At 45.4% G+C, this 18,316-nt stretch carries 14 protein-coding genes; 6 read left to right on the forward strand and 8 right to left on the reverse strand.

The window, feature by feature from the left end; genetic code table 11:
* The first annotated feature begins 103 nt into the window (after positions 1-103).
* Positions 104-1,516: a pyruvate kinase PykF gene (gene pykF / locus OO774_RS13840; protein WP_264903207.1), complete on the forward strand. Its 1,413-nt coding sequence runs from the start codon at positions 104-106 to the stop codon at positions 1,514-1,516.
* A 159-nt stretch (positions 1,517-1,675) separates the two neighbouring features.
* Here the strand turns inward: pykF and ilvN are convergent, their stop codons facing one another.
* The 7 genes from ilvN to OO774_RS13875 form a co-directional block, all read right to left on the reverse strand.
* Positions 1,676-2,170 carry an acetolactate synthase small subunit gene (gene ilvN, locus OO774_RS13845; RefSeq protein WP_014230733.1) on the reverse strand — a complete coding sequence of 165 codons (495 nt, stop codon included), beginning with the start codon at positions 2,168-2,170 and terminating at the stop codon, positions 1,676-1,678.
* Position 2,171: 1 nt separating this feature from the next.
* Positions 2,172-3,896, reverse strand: a complete 1,725-nt coding sequence (locus OO774_RS13850; RefSeq protein ID WP_264903208.1) for an acetolactate synthase 3 large subunit — start codon at positions 3,894-3,896, stop codon at positions 2,172-2,174.
* A gap of 460 nt (positions 3,897-4,356) precedes the next feature.
* Entirely contained in the window at positions 4,357-6,156 is a 1,800-nt protein-coding gene (locus OO774_RS13855) for a long-chain fatty acid--CoA ligase (RefSeq protein WP_264903209.1), read from the reverse strand.
* 322 nt (positions 6,157-6,478) lie between these two features.
* Positions 6,479-7,438 (reverse strand): LysR family transcriptional regulator CalR, encoded by a 960-nt coding sequence (gene calR / locus OO774_RS13860; RefSeq protein WP_264903210.1) that lies wholly within the window; start codon positions 7,436-7,438, stop codon positions 6,479-6,481.
* Between the two features lie 526 nt (positions 7,439-7,964).
* A complete protein-coding gene (locus OO774_RS13865) occupies positions 7,965-9,011 on the reverse strand; it encodes an MJ1255/VC2487 family glycosyltransferase (RefSeq protein WP_264903211.1) in 1,047 nt (348 codons plus the stop codon).
* 3 nt (positions 9,012-9,014) lie between these two features.
* Positions 9,015-9,563, reverse strand: coding sequence for a phosphatase PAP2 family protein (locus OO774_RS13870; protein ID WP_264903212.1), 549 nt, complete (start codon positions 9,561-9,563; stop codon positions 9,015-9,017).
* 185 nt (positions 9,564-9,748) lie between these two features.
* A complete protein-coding gene (locus OO774_RS13875; RefSeq protein WP_264903213.1) occupies positions 9,749-10,519 on the reverse strand; it encodes an SH3 domain-containing protein in 771 nt (256 codons plus the stop codon).
* A 613-nt stretch (positions 10,520-11,132) separates the two neighbouring features.
* On the opposite strand from OO774_RS13875, the gene leuA reads away from it, so the two are divergent.
* The 5 genes from leuA to OO774_RS13900 all read left to right on the forward strand — a co-directional run bounded on the left by leuA (position 11,133) and on the right by OO774_RS13900 (position 17,102).
* On the forward strand, positions 11,133-12,680 hold the full coding sequence (gene leuA / locus OO774_RS13880) for a 2-isopropylmalate synthase (protein ID WP_264903214.1): 1,548 nt from the start codon (positions 11,133-11,135) through the stop codon (positions 12,678-12,680).
* Positions 12,681-12,761: 81 nt separating this feature from the next.
* The gene (gene leuB, locus OO774_RS13885) at positions 12,762-13,853 is read left to right on the forward strand and encodes a 3-isopropylmalate dehydrogenase (RefSeq protein WP_264903215.1); all 1,092 of its coding nucleotides are present in this window, start codon (positions 12,762-12,764) and stop codon (positions 13,851-13,853) included.
* A gap of 73 nt (positions 13,854-13,926) precedes the next feature.
* Positions 13,927-15,327: a 3-isopropylmalate dehydratase large subunit gene (gene leuC, locus OO774_RS13890; protein ID WP_264903216.1), complete on the forward strand. Its 1,401-nt coding sequence runs from the start codon at positions 13,927-13,929 to the stop codon at positions 15,325-15,327.
* An 11-nt stretch (positions 15,328-15,338) separates the two neighbouring features.
* Entirely contained in the window at positions 15,339-15,941 is a 603-nt protein-coding gene (gene leuD / locus OO774_RS13895) for a 3-isopropylmalate dehydratase small subunit (RefSeq protein WP_014230723.1), read from the forward strand.
* A 378-nt stretch (positions 15,942-16,319) separates the two neighbouring features.
* Positions 16,320-17,102: a DUF547 domain-containing protein gene (locus OO774_RS13900; protein WP_264903217.1), complete on the forward strand. Its 783-nt coding sequence runs from the start codon at positions 16,320-16,322 to the stop codon at positions 17,100-17,102.
* A gap of 261 nt (positions 17,103-17,363) precedes the next feature.
* Here OO774_RS13900 and djlA read toward each other — a convergent pair whose 3' ends face one another.
* Positions 17,364-18,212: a co-chaperone DjlA gene (djlA, locus tag OO774_RS13905; protein WP_264903218.1), complete on the reverse strand. Its 849-nt coding sequence runs from the start codon at positions 18,210-18,212 to the stop codon at positions 17,364-17,366.
* Between the last annotated feature and the right edge of the window lie 104 nt (positions 18,213-18,316).

The raw sequence follows: 18,316 nt of genomic DNA on the forward strand, positions 1-18,316 counted from the left end.
AAATCGGTGGGTGACAGGCACAAAATGTCATCAAATACGCCCTGGCTTCAGAGTAAATAACCGACTTTCAAATTGTAACTATACTTACCGGAGAGTATCTTCCATGAAAAAGACCAAAATCGTTTGTACGATTGGCCCTAAAACTGAATCTGTAGAGAAGCTAACTGAACTAGTAAACGCAGGCATGAACGTTATGCGTCTTAACTTCTCTCACGGTGACTATGAAGAGCACGGCACTCGTATTGCGAACTTCCGCCAAGTAATGGAAGCAACTGGCAAACAACTGGCAATCCTTCTTGATACTAAAGGTCCAGAAATCCGTACTATCAAACTAGAAGGCGGTAACGACGTTGATCTAGTTGCTGGTCAAGAATTCACTTTCACAACTGACACTTCAGTTGTTGGTAACAAAGACACTGTAGCAGTAACTTACGCTGGTTTCGCAGCAGACCTAAACGTTGGTAACACTATCCTTGTAGACGACGGTCTAATCGAGATGGAAGTTATCGCAACGACTGAAACTGAAGTTAAATGTAAAGTACTTAACAACGGTGCTCTAGGTGAAAACAAAGGTGTTAACCTACCTGGCGTTTCTGTAAACCTTCCAGCTCTTTCTGAAAAAGATAAGAACGACCTTAAGTTTGGTTGTGAGCAAGGCGTAGACTTCGTTGCGGCTTCTTTCATCCGTAAAGCTTCTGACGTTCAAGAAATTCGTGACGTACTTGCTGCAAACGGCGGCGAGAACATCCACATCATCTCTAAGATCGAAAACCAAGAAGGTGTTGATAACTTCGACGAGATCCTAGAGCTTTCTGACGGCATCATGGTTGCACGTGGTGACCTGGGTGTTGAAATCCCAGCAGAAGAAGTAATCTTCGCTCAGAAAATGATGATCGAGAAGTGTAACCGTGCACGTAAGATGGTTATCACTGCAACTCAAATGCTTGATTCTATGATCAACAACCCACGTCCTACTCGTGCAGAAGCAGGCGACGTTGCGAACGCTGTTATGGACGGTACTGACGCAGTAATGCTTTCTGGTGAAACTGCAAAAGGTAAATACCCTGTTGAAGCGGTAACTATCATGGCGCAAATCGCTAAGCGTACTGATTCAGTGCTTAAAGCTGAACTGGGTGATCGTCTAGACAGCCCACGTCTACGTATCACTGAAGCGGTATGTAAAGGCGCTGTAGACACTGCAGAGAAACTGGCTGCTCCACTGATCGTTGTTGCAACTGAAGGCGGTAAGTCTGCACGTTCAGTACGTAAGTACTTCCCAACTGCAAACATCCTAGCTCTAACAACTAACACTAAGACAGCTGCACAGCTTGTTCTGACTAAAGGTGTAACTCCTGTTGTTGTTGAGTCTATCGCAAACACTGACGCGTTCTACGTGACAGGTAAAGAGCTTGCTCTAGAGTCTGGCCTAGGTAACAAAGGCGACATCGTTGTGATGGTTTCTGGTGCTCTAGTAGCTTCAGGCACTACAAACACAGCGTCTGTACACGTACTATAAGACTGAACACTCTGTTATCAGTTAAATACTAGAAGGGGGCTTTATGCCCTCTTTTTGTTTTTGGTTCTAACGTCACGTATCGCTGGCACCAAAAACAGAAAAGCCACCGATTATTCGATGGCTTTGTTTGTTTTGTTGGTAAAGATACCCCAGACCGCGTTAAGGCTTCAGTGCACGCTCTCCACGCGCAATGCCTACAACCCCACTACGAGCGACTTCTACTACTTCCGTAACTTCCGAAATTGCCTTAATAAACGCATCCAGTTTCTCACTGGTTCCTGCCAACTGAACGGTATACTGAGAAGCCGTCACATCAACAATCTGTCCGCGGAAGATGTCTGCTGTGCGTTTGACTTCAGCACGAGCAAAGCCACTTGCTTTCACTTTCACCATCATCAGCTCACGTTCAAGATGCTCAAGCTCCGTCACTTCCTGAACTTTTAACACATCAATTAACTTGTGTAACTGTTTCTGAATCTGCTCTAGTTGCATCTCGTTCGAGGTTGTTGTGATATTCATACGAGAAAGGGTTTCGTCATCCGTAGGAGAAACCGTTAACGATTCAATATTGTAACCACGCTGAGAGAACAAGCCTACAACGCGAGACAAAGCACCAGGTTGGTTTTCCAATAGCAATGAAATTATGTGTCTCATATTAAGTTCTCTCCGTTTTGCTTAGCCACATTTTGTCCATACCCTCGCCTTTAATCTGCATAGGGTAAACGTGCTCAGTTTCATCGACATTAATATCAACGAAAACCAATCGGTCTTTCATATCGAGTGCTTTTTGTAGACCAGCTTCTAACTGATCTGGTGTCTCGATACGAATACCAACGTGACCATAAGCTTCTGCAATTGCTGCAAAATCAGGAACAGAACTCATGTATGAATTAGAGTGACGACCTTGGTAAATAATGTCTTGCCACTGTTTTACCATGCCTAGGAAACGGTTATTCAGGTTGATGATCTTCACTGGGATGTCGTACTGCATTGCGGTCGACAACTCTTGAATATTCATTTGAATACTACCGTCACCAGTAACCACAACCACTTCTTCTTCTGGCATGGCAAACTTAACGCCCATGCCAGCAGGAAGACCGAACCCCATCGTACCCAGACCACCAGAGTTGATCCAACGACGTGGTTTATTAAATGGGTAGTAAAGCGCAGCAAACATTTGGTGCTGACCTACATCTGAAGCAACATAAGCATCGCCATTGGTCAGTTTGTGCAGAGTTTCAATAACTTGCTGCGGCTTAATCCGTTCTGGAGATGTGTCATAAGCTAAGCATTGACGATCTCGCCATACATTAATGTCTTCCCACCAGGCCTGAATGGCTTCTTCGTCGTTTGAAGCATCTTGCTCTGCCAGCAAACCTAGCATGGTTGTCAGTACTTTTTCTGCCGAACCAACGATAGGTAAGTCCACTTTCACGTTTTTCGAAATCGACGATGGGTCGATATCTATGTGCATGACTTTTGCGTTAGGGCAGTATTTTTCCAGGTTGTTGGTTGTACGGTCATCAAAACGAACCCCAATACCAAATATCAGGTCAGCTTCATGCATTGCCATGTTGGCTTCGTAGGTACCGTGCATGCCCAGCATGCCCAGAGAGTTTTTGTGTGTGCCTGGGAATGCGCCTAAGCCCATTAACGTGCTCACTACCGGAAGATCAAGCTTGTCAGCCAGCTCAAGGATGTGTTCGTGTGCACCAGAAATCACCGCACCACCACCGACATAAAGCACTGGTTTTTTCGCTTCAAGCAAAGACTTGAGTGCTTTCTTGATTTGGCCTTTATGACCAGAAGTGGTCGGCTTGTACGAACGCATCGAAATGCTTTCCGGATACTGGTAAGGCAGTTTGATTTGCGGATTCATGACATCTTTTGGCAAATCAATCACAACTGGACCTGGGCGACCAGTCGTCGAAATGTAAAACGCTTTCTTGATGGTTTCAGGGATATCTTCTGCTTTCTTTACTAAAAAGCTGTGTTTTACCACTGGGCGAGATACACCAACAATGTCACATTCTTGGAATGCATCGTTACCAATCAGGTTGTTCGGTACGTTACCTGAGATAACGATCATTGGGATTGAGTCCATGTAAGCGGTCGCAATACCTGTAATCGTATTGGTCGCGCCAGGACCTGAACATACCAGTACGACACCCGGTTTACCGGTGGCACGAGCATAACCATCGGCCATGTGCGTCGCCGCTTGTTCATGTCTTACTAATACGTGTTTAATTTGGTCGGTTTTGGCGTGCAGCGCGTCGTAGATATCTAGAACGGAACCGCCAGGGTAACCAAAGATCTGCGATACATTCTCTTCGATCAGAGATTGCACAACCATCTCTGCGCCTGACAACATTGCTGTCATAATTGCTCTCCTTACCCAGTTTCCTCACCGTAAGGTCAACGGATAGGTCTGGTTTCACATAGTTTAGGGCTTATTCGTAGCCTAATCGAAATACTTCCACGTTTTCGGCTATGTCTTGCGTTCGTCATAACATCCCGCAAGGTTACCCAACAAATGTAACGTTTTATTATCAACGGGTCTAATGAGAGGTAGATCCCATTTTTCAACAAGATACTATGAATTGGATTGATAGAAGGAATAGCCGCCAGAGAAGCGAAAATAGACAGTATGATCGAAGAGAGTATTGGTTAAAAAAAGAATATTATTTCATATGCAACTCGAAGTTTGTCGCAAAATCCCCCTCAATCAGGCAAAAACACAGCAGGAACAATCGTAAAGGAAAAAGTCCCCAGACATGAACAAGGCATCTCTGGGGACTTTTTCATCAATTTAAAATCTACGCGAGTTCAAGTTAAGCGAACTAATGCTTTTCCTTGTACATTTCTTCGATTTCGTCTTGGTATTTGTCGTTGATAACTTTACGACGCAGTTTTTGTGTCGGTGTTAGCTCGCCATCATCCATCGAGAAAGCCTTTGGCAACAGTTTGAACTTTTTAACTTGTTCAAACTTAGCCAGCTCTTTTTGCAGTTCATTGACTCGCTTTTCGAGCATTTCTACGACTTGATGATGTTTAATCAGTTCAACACGATCGTGATACGCAATGTTCAGCTCTTTGGCATACTCTTCCAACGAATCAAAACAAGGGACGATCAGTGCTGAAACGAATTTGCGTGTATCCGCGATCACCGCAATCTGCTCGATAAAGTGATCTTTACCGATAGCACCTTCGATCATTTGTGGCGCAATGTACTTACCACCCGAGGTTTTCATCAACTCTTTAATACGATCGGTGATAAAAAGATTGCCGTTTTGATCAATATGACCCGCATCGCCAGTTTTCAGGAAGCCGTGCTCATCGAACGTTTTTTCTGTCTCTTCTGGCATTTTGTAGTAACCACGCATGACCATAGGGCCACGAACCAGAATTTCGTTGTTTGCACCGATTTTCACTTGTGCGCCAGGCATTGATGAGCCGATAGAGTCAGGATCAAAGCAGTGATCATCCCAACAGGATACGGTCGCGGTTGTTTCCGTCATGCCGTAGCCTAACTTAACGTTAATGCCCATCGCATGGAAGAAACGGCCGATGGTTTCATCCAGCTTCGCGCCGCCACAAGGCATAAAGTTAATACGCCCGCCTAATAGCGCACGTAGCTTACTCAGTACCAGCTTATCAGCCAGAGCATGAGCTTTACGTAGCATGATTGAAGGCTGACGCTTTTCCTGATCGCATAACGCCATTTTAGCGCCCATGTTCACCGCCCAGGTAAACATGATCTTACGGTGGATCGGTGCGCGAGACACCTTTTCATGAATCGCAGAAAAAATCTTTTCGTAGAAGCGAGGCACTGCACACATCACAGTTGGACGAACCTGACTGAGCGCGTCTCGCACTTGCGCTGTATCTTTGAGGTAACAGTTGGTTGCGCCTTTATACAGGACATAGAATGTCCACGCTCGCTCGAACACATGAGACAATGGCAGGAAACACAGCGAGACGTCATCCTGAGTCAGGCTCAAGCGTTTGTCATGTCCTTCTAGCTGCGCGGCAATATTGGCGTAATCCAGCATTACCCCTTTCGGCTGTCCTGTTGTACCAGAGGTATAAATCAGGGTAAGCAAATCATCTTCACAAGCCTGTGCAACACGAGCGTCCAACTCTTGTTGGTAACCAGCATTGCCTTTAGCGACAAAGTCCTTCCAAGTGATAACAAATGAATGGTCGCTGAGCTCGATATCGTCAGACATCGCCACGATCAGTTCTAGCTGACTGCACTGCTCGAAAATACTGACGGCTGCATCAAACTGAGGCTGCTCACCGACAAACAGAACTTTCACGTCTGCATTGTCGAGGATATACGCCGACTGCGCAGCCGTATTAGTCGGATAGATAGGAACCGTCACACTACGTACTTGCAGTGCGGCAATATCCGCGATCGTCCATTGCGGCATGTTATTTGAAAAAATGCCGACCTTATCTTGAACTCTCAATCCCTGAGCCAAAAGTGCAAGCGATAGTTCATCCACTTGCTGACCAAATTGCTGCCAAGTAATACCTTGCCATTCATTGCCCACTTTGTGTTTTAGAGCAACGCGAGTATCACCTTTCGCAATTTGTTCACGAATACGTTTAACGATATGAAAATCTAACTTGGCCATTTTTACTTACCTTTGGCTTACAGGTGTAAGCTAATTGAGCGAGCAAGTGTACTCACAGGGCGGCAAAACGCAACTGACGAATATCAAACTTCTCTTTATTAAGAGATCGGCTTCACTAATGCGTGCGAACCACCCCATCGATAGTCGGATAGAAAAGCACTTAACTTTATGTTTGTATTGGCCATTATAAAAAATACAAAGCCCCGAAGGAGTAAACCTTCCGGGGCTTTGTAATTGTAAAATTTGGTGAGCAGTTGAGGGCGTTTTCTATCCCTCAACGTGACCTAAGTGAGTGAAGTCATGACCCAGGCCGTATTCTCATTTATTTTTGAGCGATAACTTCGCCACAGATCATCATCAATTGATCACGAAGCCAGATGTGACCCTTGTCTTTCTCACTGGACTCATGCCAGCTCAGGTAACCACTGATTTCTTGACTCTCAAATGGCAGATCCAGAATTTGTAACTGATCGCTGTTGACCGCATTTTCAGCGATCCAACGCGGAGCTATCGTCACCAACTCAGATTGACTGACCACATAAAGCAAGTTGCTAAGGCTTGAACCTTCATACGCCGCCTGACAATCAAGTTCTCTATAAGCTTGCTCTGAAAAGCTACGCTGACCATGCACTTTTGATAGTTTCGCATGCTTTTCGTTAATCAGTTGCTCTGCCGATACCATCCCTTGAATACGCGAGTGCGTTTTAGACGCTATCACTACCAGTTCATCTTTAAAGATCTCAGTGCTAGAGAACCCTTGCTCATCAAAGCGGGCGTAGTCGATCACAAAATCGATCTCTTGGTAACGCATACGTTCAGACAGAAGACGATCGAATTCCGCATCTAGATGAAGTTGAACGCTTGGTGCCTGTTGTGCCACTTTAGACATAATCTTGGGCGCAAAACGTAAATCACATGGGCTACAGATAGCCAATTTAAACAGACGCGTTGAAGACTCCGGTTGGAATACAGAGCTTGGTAGCTCGTTGCGGATTAGTTGTAACGCCTGACGGATAGGACCAAATAACTGACGTGCACGCTGTGTTGGCTGAATGCCTCGGCCCTGACGCATAAAGAGTTCGTCATTAAACATCACTTTTAGTCGTGCCACTGCGTTACTTACCGCTGGTTGAGACATGCCTAAGTTGTGTGCTGCACGAGTGATATTTTGCTCCTGCATCACGGCATCAAATACCGTTAACAAGTTTAAATCTACACCTCGTAAAGTGCTTTCCATACGGTAGCTAGCAATTGCGCTCATCGCGTCTTTTTTATCTAACATTGAGTGCGCCTCTTTTGAAATCGTCAATTTGGTTTAATGAATTCATAGCGAATAGAATCCCATCTCGCACAAAAGACGGCGGCTGGATTCGAATCATGTCACGAATAGAAAACCTAACTTTTATTATATTTATCGTCCGGATGATTCCGGCTCAAAGCGTACTATCAACTAATTGATTAGGGTTTCGCAACTAGATTGACAATTAATCAGTAAATTTTATCCTTCCAGTTATTTATTATTTAAAATTCAATATGTTGATAAAAATATAAAAAAACATAAAATGACTAAAATTACGCCAATCTAGCTCAGAGGTCGTATTTCTAAGAGTGGAGAGAACAAGCCATAGACCCATTCACAGAGAGTATGAAAGATTTTTTAAGAGAAATACAATCAATAACCCGAGCAGTTAGGCGGTGAAAAGTCGAGTAGTTTGGGAGCTAGGATTGAATAAAAACAAGGAAAAATCAATTAAAAATGCAGCGCATATTTCTATGCTGCTGCTCTAAAAACGCTTGATACTGACTGGCTAGATATTGGATACGTAACTAGGGAAGTCTACTTGTTCCCACAATTGCTTGGACAACGCTTCCTGAGAATCCCAGACACCTTGCAACACCCAGTTAACTATCGCCTGTGCCACATCCGGGTACTTAACGCTCTCTGCTTGTTGCTCCTTCAACCAATGACGCACCGCCGAAATATCTAAGCTGTCCATGGAAGAAGCGAGCCCTAAATCTTCGAGCGTTGCGACGTTACTCTGTTGCTCAAATTGACCCGCTAGTGGTTTCAACAACAGCTTCTTACCAAGGGAAAGTGCCTCTGACGGCAACTCAAAACCACCATTGGCGATCACACCACTACAACGGTGTAGGTGATGCTGAAAATTGGTATGGCACAATGGGCGCAACTCGATATTCTCAATCACTTCATTTTCTATCACATCAGGGTGATAACAAATGAATGACTGCTGATTAAAGTGGAACAACAGATCAGCAATGTCCTCGATAGATTCAAAAGGCAGGTAAACCAGCACAAAGCTATCGCTGTGTTCCTGATTGTCCAGTGTATGAATGATGGGAGGCAGTATTGGCTGGTCGAAATGATACCAATGCAATCCCAAATGATGTTGCGATGGCGCAAAGTGCTCAATTACTGATTTATCCAGCCAGCTGGCCCCTTTTAACGGTACGGGATAACGAAATGCGTTCTGATGGCTGATGCCGATGCATGGCTTTTTCTGCTTACGGGCAGCCCATGCCGTGACAGGTTCAAAATCATTAATCACTAGATCATAAGACGACAGATCTAGCTGATTCACTTCTTTAAGAAACTGAATCAAATTGTTGTTGAGTGCTGTTTTTATGTAGTTCACTGCCCCTTTTTCAGTCACGAAAGTAAACCCTCGACGAGTTTGATAATCACCAAAGGCTTCCATTGAAAAATATTTCTCTGGAGCTCGACCTGAAAACAGAAAGTCCACCTGCACATCACGCGACGCAAATGCTTTACTCATCGCTCTGGCACGAGCAATATGCCCATTCCCGGTGCCTTGCACACCGTATAGAATTTTCATCAATTACACTCCGATGATTGAAATAGCGAGCCCAGCACACAGACTTCCTAGCAGCGCACCTATAATGATGTCGGTAAAAAAGTGCACCCCGAGAAAAATACGCGCAGAGCCGATCAAGCTCGCCCAGAAATAAGCAGCAAACCCCAGTTGTGGGTAAAAGTGGTCAATAAGCGTTGCCATAACAAAAGCGGCAGCAGTATGTCCAGACGGTAAACTGTAGCGATCAGAAGGGGTAATAAAAGCAGGTAACAAAGCGCTCAGTTCTTCAGGGCGGCGACGCTTAAAACTGTTTTTCAGCGTCCAGTAGATGGGCAGTTCTATGGCAAATGCCAACAACCCGGCAAGCAGAAACCACAAGCCCAGATCCTTATCCAGATACCACGCCAACACACCGAGGACTAAGTAAAGGTGACCGTCACCGCTGTGTGAGATCCCTTTGCTGATATTAGCCACTTGTTGGTTAAAGCGATGTTGCAAACAAACGCTAGAAAGTGCTAAGTCAAACTTAGCGATGGCCGTTATTGGCTGAGTAATTGTCTCTATCGTTCTCATATGACCTTCCCTCATTTTGACAACGCCTTAAACGCAAATTAGGCGTTTTTAGTGACAGTCGCATGACGGGAAGTTGGACAATTAATGACAGGTGTAAAATTGATGTGAGGCACTCGTCCTCAGGACTGACAAACTTATCTGTCTGGTTACGTGTAACACAGCAACGTATATGGGAATGATGATCTTTAGGCTTGTGGCGAGTCGATATACCAGACCTTTCTCTGCTTACGGCACGCTCGTAAGGCTCCAGTGGTAAATTCACCACCTTTGCTCAACTCATAGCTGAGAACGCGACAGGTATAGCTTCCCTGTAGTTCATAATAATATTGGTAATTTGGGTCTGTGGACTTAGGCGAATCCAGTAATGGATTCGGTGGCGTGGAAAGTATGTCACGCTCTCCGACATTACTCCGCGCGTAATCTTTATGGACATAGCCTTTGATCACACCTCTTTGCTCGACAAGGTACCAATCCGCGACTTTAGCAATAACATTAAAGACTTCACCTTTAGTAATCTGGCTCAGTTCTTCACCATCTGGACCGGGTTTTGAGCGTAAATACAACGTCGACTTTGAGCGATATGGCACATCGATAAACGCTAAGTCATGGTAAACCTCAATTCCCTCTTCCATGGGCCTGATGCCTTCCGCCTGATACCATTGATTAGGTTGCACACGAATCTTCCACCACGCATACGTCTCTGGATCTTTACCTTTAAATTTGTCTCGATTGTCGGACTCCAGAGCAACCAACATCTGATTTAAAAACGACGCTCGGCCCTCATAACTTAAGTACATATCCATTTGATCACGGATCAATGCAATAACTTGAGCATGATCATTGGCAACGACGAGTGGAACGCTCTGACTCGTGTGTGATTGAAACAGCTGACAACCAGATAAGCTGATCAATGTTAATGCTAGTGCTGAACATCCAAATTGTTTTGCTTTAGCCATTAATCCCCTGCCTTTTGTACCTTTCATCAAGTGCAAGTACTACCTCAAAAACCCAACTCAGATAAAACGGTTTATTCTCTCGAACAAAGCCCTGCCACAGGCTTTGAATAGCGAACCTTGTCGCCACTTTAAGATAGACTATAAACTCTATCTATCGATTCTCAGCTAACAATTCAATCCTTGTCTCGATAGCTTGTAAGCGCGATCCCTCTATTTAATGATCCACCTTATAAGCGCGTGATCTTTATCGAGAGTTAGAATAGACAATTAAAACCCGCTCTCTTTGCACTTTTTACAAGATTACATACCTTAAATTGCAAATGACTCATCCGATATGAATAAAAAATCGACTTTGGGGTTGACGCAATTGATGGAGTGCGGTACTAATTTGTTAACTTAATTTTGTGGAAAGCTTAACAACTATGTCAGCTCATTTTTCTATCCTGCTTAGCCTCCTCCTGATCGTGACCAGTTCGCGCGGGTAGGCTGTGGAAGAAAAATAACCACACCAAGTTCTAAGAACCCGCATGCAAATGCGGGTTTTTTTATACCTAAATACTGGAAGTAAACGATTAACTCACACGAAAGTGCAGAAATCATTAAGGAAGCAAACATGAACGATCAAGTCATTATATTCGACACCACTTTGCGTGATGGCGAGCAAGCGTTATCAGCAAGCTTGACGGTTAAAGAAAAACTGCAAATTGCCTACGCGCTGGAAAGGCTGGGCGTTGATGTCATCGAAGCAGGTTTCCCTATCTCTTCTCCGGGTGATTTCGAGTCAGTACAAACCATTGCTAAAAACGTTAAAAACAGCCGAATTTGTGCTCTTTCGCGTGCCGTTGCGAAAGACATCGATGCTGCCGCAGAAGCGTTGAAAGTCGCTGACCAGTTCCGTATTCACACATTTTTGGCTACTTCGACCATTCACGTCGAAGACAAGCTACGTCGCAGCTATGACGATGTATTAGAAATGGCGGTGAATGCAGTAAAACATGCACGCAACTACACAGATGATGTTGAGTTTTCTTGTGAAGATGCCGGTCGTACACCAATCGACAACCTATGCCGTATGGTTGAAGCTGCAATCAATGCAGGTGCGACAACAGTCAACATTCCTGATACTGTGGGCTACACGGTACCAAGTGAGTTTGGCGGCATCATTGAAACGCTATTTAACCGTGTACCAAACATCGACAAAGCCATCATTTCGGTTCACTGCCATGATGACTTAGGTATGTCCGTTGCTAACTCTATCGCCGCCGTCCAGGCAGGTGCTCGTCAGGTTGAAGGCACGATCAATGGCATCGGCGAACGTGCGGGTAACTGCTCGCTTGAAGAAATCGCGATGATCATCAAAACGCGCGAAGAGTTAATGGGTGTACGTACGGCTATCAAACACGATGAAATCCACCGTACCAGTAAGTTAGTCAGCCAACTATGTAATATGCCTATCCAGAGTAACAAGGCTATCGTCGGTGCCAACGCGTTTAGCCACTCTTCAGGCATTCACCAAGATGGCATGCTGAAGAACAAGAATACCTACGAGATCATGACTCCTGAGTCGATTGGCCTTAAAAACCAAGCGCTTAACTTAACCAGCCGCAGCGGTCGTGCCGCAGTGAAGAGCCACATGGATACCATGGGCTATAAAGAAGATGAGTACAACCTAGATGCGCTGTACGCTGACTTCTTGAAGCTAGCAGACCGTAAAGGACAAGTTTTCGATTACGACTTGGAAGCACTAATGCACTTCTCAAATCTGCGTGAAGAAGACGACTTCTACAAGTTGAACTACTTGAGCGTGCAATCTGGTAGCGTAATGGCAACCACCAGCATTAAAATGCAATGTGGCGATGAAGAAATGTGTGAGGCGGCAGTCGGTAATGGTCCTGTAGATGCGCTATACCAGTGTATTTACCGCGTAACTGGCTACGACATCGTGCTAGACAAATTCGACCTAACAGCAAAAGGCGAAGGTGAAGACGGTTTAGGCCAAGCTGATATCATCGCTAACTACAAAGGTCGTAAGTACCATGGTACGGGCGTTTCAACAGATATCGTAGAAGCGTCAGGTCAGGCTCTACTGCACGTAATCAATAGTATTCACCGCGCCGACAAGATTGCCGAAATCAAGCAAAAGAAAATTGCGACTGTTTAATAGCTAACGTTACTTCCAAGCGCACAACAGATTAACTTCGACATAAAATTTAGCTAAAAATTAGTATATTAAAGGATTAACATGACAGACAAATCATACAAAATCGCCGTTCTACCTGGTGACGGTATTGGCCCTGAAGTGATGGCACAAGCGCACAAAGTACTTGATGCAATCGAGAAAAAGCATGGCCTTTCTTTTGAGCGTGATGAGCACGATGTCGGCGGTATTGCTATTGATAATCATGGCTGCCCACTTCCTGAAACGACGGTAAAAGCGTGTGAAGAGTCTGATGCGGTTCTATTTGGTTCAGTAGGTGGCCCTAAGTGGGAACACCTGCCACCGAACGACCAACCAGAGCGCGGCGCTTTGCTTCCACTGCGCAAGCACTTCCAACTGTTCTGTAACCTGCGCCCAGCACAGATTCACAATGGCTTAGAGGCATTTTCTCCACTTCGTGCTGACATCTCTGAGCGTGGTTTTGACATTGTGGTGGTTCGTGAACTGACTGGTGGTATCTACTTCGGCCAACCAAAAGGTCGTGAAGGCGAAGGCGCAACAGAGAAAGCGTTTGATACCGAGGTTTACCACCGCTTTGAAATCGAGCGTATCGCTAAAATTGCCTTTGAATCTGCACGTCTACGTCGTAAGAAAGTTTGCTCAATCGATAAAGCGAACGTACTACAAAGCTCTATCCTATGGCGTGAAGTGGTCGAAGAGATCGCGAAAGACTACCCAGATGTCGAGCTTTCTCACATGTACATCGACAACGCCACCATGCAGCTAATCAAAGATCCAGCGCAGTTTGACGTAATGCTATGTTCAAACATCTTCGGTGACATCATCTCGGATGAATGTGCAATGATTACTGGCTCTATGGGCATGCTGCCTTCTGCGAGCCTTAACGAAAGCAAATTTGGTCTGTACGAACCAGCAGGCGGCAGTGCTCCAGATATCGCAGGCAAAAACATCGCTAACCCAGTGGCGCAAATTCTTTCAGCTGCGCTAATGCTACGTTACAGCCTGGGTGAAGAAGCAGCGGCTCAAGACATTGAAGCTGCCGTATCTAAAGCGCTTTCTGCTGGCGAGCTAACCGCTGATTTAGCAAGCGACAAACCAGCGCTAACCACTTCAGAAATGGGTGACAAGATCGCCGAGTACATCTTGAACTCATAACTCAAATTAAATTTATAACAATTATTCGCCTCTGATAAGCCGTTATCAGAGGCAGCACACAGGATTAGTGATAATGGGCAAAACACTTTACGAGAAGGTCTACGACGAACACGTTGCTGTCGCAGCTGAAGGGGAAAACCCGATTCTTTATATTGATCGTCACCTGGTACACGAAGTTACCTCTCCACAGGCTTTTGATGGCTTGCGTGAAAAGGGCCGTCAAGTGCGTCAGGTAAGCAAAACGTTCGCAACGATGGACCACAACGTTTCGACCACAACCAAAGACATCAACGCTTCTGGTGAGATGGCACGTATCCAGATGGAAACGCTATCGAAAAACTGTGAAGAATTTGGTGTAACCCTTTACGACCTAAACCACAAATACCAAGGCATTGTCCACGTTATGGGCCCTGAGCTAGGCATTACCCTGCCAGGCATGACCATCGTTTGTGGTGACTCTCATACTGCTACACACGGTGCGTTCGGTTCACTGGCTTTCGGTATCGGTACATCTGAAGTTGAACACGTATTAGCGACTCAAACGCTAAAGCAAGCACGTGCGAAAACGATGAAAATCGAAGTGAAAGGTAAAGTCGCTCCGGGCATTACAGCAAAAGATATCGTACTGGCGATCATCGGTAAAACAACAGCAGCAGGCGGTACTGGCTACGTGGTTGAGTTCTGCGGTGAAGCGATTACGGACCTTTCAATGGAAGGCCGTATGACAGTATGTAACATGGCTATCGAATTAGGCGCGAAAGCGGGTCTGATTGCTCCGGATGAAACCACGTTCGACTACATCAAAGGCCGTAAATTCTCACCACAAGGTGCAGATTTTGACGCGGCGGTTGAATACTGGAAAACACTAAAAACTGACGATGATGCTGAATTTGATGCCGTAGTAACGCTAAACGCAGCGGACATCAAACCGCAAGTAACCTGGGGTACCAACCCAGGGCAGGTTATCGCGGTTGACCAACCGATTCCTTCACCAGAAAGTTTTTCAGACCCAGTGGAAAAAGCATCAGCAGCAAAAGCGCTGGCTTACATGGGGCTAGAAGCAGGCAAGTCACTGGCTGATTACCCAGTTGATAAAGTGTTTGTTGGTTCTTGTACTAACTCACGTATCGAAGACATGCGCGCAGCAGCAGCGGTAGCGAAAGGCCGTAAAGTTGCTTCTCATGTTCAGGCATTAATTGTCCCAGGCTCAGAACAGGTGAAGACTCAAGCGGAAGCGGAAGGCTTGGATGTCATCTTTAAAGAAGCGGGCTTTGAATGGCGTCTACCAGGCTGTTCTATGTGTCTGGCAATGAACAATGACCGCTTAGGTCCTCAGGAACGTTGTGCATCGACTTCAAACCGTAACTTTGAAGGTCGTCAAGGCCGTGATGGTCGTACCCACTTGGTTAGCCCTGCAATGGCTGCAGCGGCGGCTATCGCGGGTCACTTTGTTGATATTCGTGAACTAGATTAAGGAAAGAACAGATGTCAGGTTTTAAACAACACAAAGGCTTAGTTGTTCCTCTAGATGCAGCGAACGTTGATACTGATGCCATCATACCAAAGCAGTTCCTACAAAAGGTGTCTCGCCTGGGTTTCGGTAAGCACCTTTTCCATGACTGGCGCTTCCTTGATGACGCAGGTGAACAGCCAAACCCTGAGTTTGTGATGAACGCACCACGTTACCAAGGTGCTTCCATCTTACTTGCGCGTGAAAATTTCGGTTGTGGCTCTTCTCGTGAGCACGCTCCTTGGGCGTTAGCCGATTACGGCATTAAAGCGATGATCGCACCAAGCTTTGCAGATATCTTCTATGGCAACTCAATCAACAACCAAATGGTGCCAGTGCGTCTGACTGAGCAAGAGGTTGATGAACTGTTCCAATACGTTGAAGCGAATGAAGGTGCACAGATTGAAGTGGATCTGGAAGCGAACAAAGTACGTGCCAATGGCAAAGAATACGATTTCGAAATCGATGAGTTCCGTCGCCACTGTCTACTGAATGGCTTGGACAACATCGGCTTGACGCTACAGCACGAAGATAAAATTGCGGAATATGAAGCGAATATTCCAAGCTTCCTGCGCTAAGACGCTTTAATCTATAAAAATGAAAAAGGCTGGCTGTTGTCAGTCTTTTTTATTTTTTAGGTAACTGATTTCAGAGCGCTTTGCTTACGGAATACAGAACGCGCCTGTTTAAGTTCGTCATCCTGAACAGCGACGAAGGAGCGTGATTCAGGATCTACTGCCAGAGTACGCAGTACACATTCATACTTTCTTTACTCAAGAGTTTGTGGGTATTAGATTCCTGATGTCGCTTAGGCTTCTCGGAATGACGGCGAATAAGGGCTGCAGATTACAGATTACAGATTACAGATTACAGATTACAGATTACAGATTACAGAAAGAAAACAAACACTAAACTGGTCTACACTAACATCAAAAAGTTTCTCCGCAGGTATCTCTATGAAACGTTTCTTATTGTTATTGTGTGCCCTACTTTCCTTTTGCGTCTATTCCGCACCTAAAGCCGACCTGTGGCCATACTGGAACCACTCGAACGAAGCCAGCCAAATACAAATCTCTCATCAAGAGTGGCAACAATTACTCGACCGCTATCTTGTCACTCTGGGGGAAAATACGTTATTTCGCTACCGCGCTGTGTCGGCAGCGGATAAAACATTACTCAAACAATACATTCAGCGCCTGACCAAACTCGATCCTTTGCAATACCGCAAAGCTGAGCAATATGCTTATTGGCTGAACCTGTACAACGCCATCACGGTGGATCTGATCTTGGATAATTACCCGATAAAGTCGATCACTAAGTTAGGAGGGTTGTTTAGTTTTGGGCCCTGGGATGAAGAGGTCATCACCATTAATAATCAAAACTTAACTCTGAATGATATCGAGCATCGAATTCTGCGACCGATCTGGCAAGATCCAAGAACACATTATGCGGTTAACTGTGCAAGCTTAGGCTGTCCGAATCTACAAGCTCAGGTGTTTACAGCCGCCAATAGCCAAGCCTTGTTGGACAGCGCGGCAAAAGCCTTTATCAACAGCAAAAAAGGCGTCTCTATCGAAGGGGAGACGGCGCGAATCTCGTCTATTTATGATTGGTTTGCAGAGGACTTTGGGGGTGAGAAGAACGTGTTTAAGCACATCAGGCAATACGCACCGCAATACAAGCGCTTTTCCGGTCAACTTAAATACGACTACGATTGGAATTTAAATCAAGCTGACTGATTGTACTGAGTGGATAGCTTGAATAGCTTTGGGTTACCTGTAACTCAAAAAGGGCACCGGATAACGACTCTTATTGGGTCATTCCAGCGAGACTAAGCGAGACTAGGAATCTAATATCCGCGCGCTGAGAGGCTAGAGAAATACCTTTGACAACAAAGTGCTCGGATAGAAGATTCTGAATTACGCTCGTGCCTCGCTTTTCAGAATGACGGCATGATACCAATACCGTTTGGCGTTTCTTCTTAGATAGAAAAAGCCAGATTACTTAAAGCCTTTTACTTTCTTAATCAGATCATAAGCATTTTGAATTTCTTGCGATTTTTCTTTGGCTACATTCATCATTTCTGGTGGCAGACCTTTCGCCATCAGCTTATCTGGATGGTGCTCGTTCATCAGCTTACGGTAAGCACGTTTCACCGTTTTACTGTCCGCATCTGCCGACACATCGAGGATTTCATACGCATTCGCTAACTGATCAGATTCAGACGCTTGCTGCCACCCTGCACCAGACGATTGATGTTGACCGTGAAAACCACCCTGATGCTGGAAACGGAATGCCGCTTCTTGCATGTGTAAGCGACGCTCCAGTTGCTCAGAAGAAAACCCTAATGCGCGAGCAATCTTGTGCAGCACATTTCGCTCACTTGGATGAATCTCGCCATCGGCAAAGGCAGCTGAAATTTGCAACTCCAAGAAAAATTGCAGCAAGTCGAAACGACCCGCAGTCGAGATCTTAACCCTAACCAACACCTCTTCGAGCGGGAAATCACTTTCCTTCCCTTCACGAAATGCGTCTTGCGCTGCACGGCGCTGTTCACCATGCAGGTTCATACGGTCCATCATCGCTGACGCAAGTTGAATCTCTTCTTTGGTGACCTGACCCTTCGATTTTGCCACATGTCCCATCACAGCAAAAGCCGCTTTGAAAAACTCTTCCTGACGTTGCGCCTGACTAGGCCCTTTACCAAACCCGCCCGTCGAGAATCCAGCCTGACTCAAACGACGTGCTTTATCAAACTGATGGCCAACAAATAAGCCAAATAGCAAGCCGAGTGGCCCGCCAAGTAACAAGCCAAAAAAGGCACCTAGTATTTTGCCCCAAATATGCATTATGTGTTCTCTATCAATGAATTTTTATCGACGAAAGCGGTCTTATAGTGCCGTATGCAACGATTTCCTTTATGATAATGGAATTAGTTTTATTTCGGCTAGGC

Origin of the sequence: Vibrio sp. STUT-A11 (assembly GCF_026000435.1) — a bacterium.
In the GTDB taxonomy this organism is placed as follows: domain Bacteria; phylum Pseudomonadota; class Gammaproteobacteria; order Enterobacterales; family Vibrionaceae; genus Vibrio.

What these genes read in the sequence shown, in the direction of transcription:
- pykF (WP_264903207.1), top strand. Translation starts at nt 104, where the DNA reads ATGAAAAAGACCAAAATCGTTTGTACGATTGGCCCTAAAACTGAATCT.
- ilvN (WP_014230733.1), bottom strand. Translation starts at nt 2,170, where the DNA reads ATGAGACACATAATTTCATTGCTATTGGAAAACCAACCTGGTGCTTTG.
- OO774_RS13850 (WP_264903208.1), bottom strand. Translation starts at nt 3,896, where the DNA reads ATGACAGCAATGTTGTCAGGCGCAGAGATGGTTGTGCAATCTCTGATC.
- OO774_RS13855 (WP_264903209.1), bottom strand. Translation starts at nt 6,156, where the DNA reads ATGGCCAAGTTAGATTTTCATATCGTTAAACGTATTCGTGAACAAATT.
- calR (WP_264903210.1), bottom strand. Translation starts at nt 7,438, where the DNA reads ATGTTAGATAAAAAAGACGCGATGAGCGCAATTGCTAGCTACCGTATG.
- OO774_RS13865 (WP_264903211.1), bottom strand. Translation starts at nt 9,011, where the DNA reads ATGAAAATTCTATACGGTGTGCAAGGCACCGGGAATGGGCATATTGCT.
- OO774_RS13870 (WP_264903212.1), bottom strand. Translation starts at nt 9,563, where the DNA reads ATGAGAACGATAGAGACAATTACTCAGCCAATAACGGCCATCGCTAAG.
- OO774_RS13875 (WP_264903213.1), bottom strand. Translation starts at nt 10,519, where the DNA reads ATGGCTAAAGCAAAACAATTTGGATGTTCAGCACTAGCATTAACATTG.
- leuA (WP_264903214.1), top strand. Translation starts at nt 11,133, where the DNA reads ATGAACGATCAAGTCATTATATTCGACACCACTTTGCGTGATGGCGAG.
- leuB (WP_264903215.1), top strand. Translation starts at nt 12,762, where the DNA reads ATGACAGACAAATCATACAAAATCGCCGTTCTACCTGGTGACGGTATT.
- leuC (WP_264903216.1), top strand. Translation starts at nt 13,927, where the DNA reads ATGGGCAAAACACTTTACGAGAAGGTCTACGACGAACACGTTGCTGTC.
- leuD (WP_014230723.1), top strand. Translation starts at nt 15,339, where the DNA reads ATGTCAGGTTTTAAACAACACAAAGGCTTAGTTGTTCCTCTAGATGCA.
- OO774_RS13900 (WP_264903217.1), top strand. Translation starts at nt 16,320, where the DNA reads ATGAAACGTTTCTTATTGTTATTGTGTGCCCTACTTTCCTTTTGCGTC.
- djlA (WP_264903218.1), bottom strand. Translation starts at nt 18,212, where the DNA reads ATGCATATTTGGGGCAAAATACTAGGTGCCTTTTTTGGCTTGTTACTT.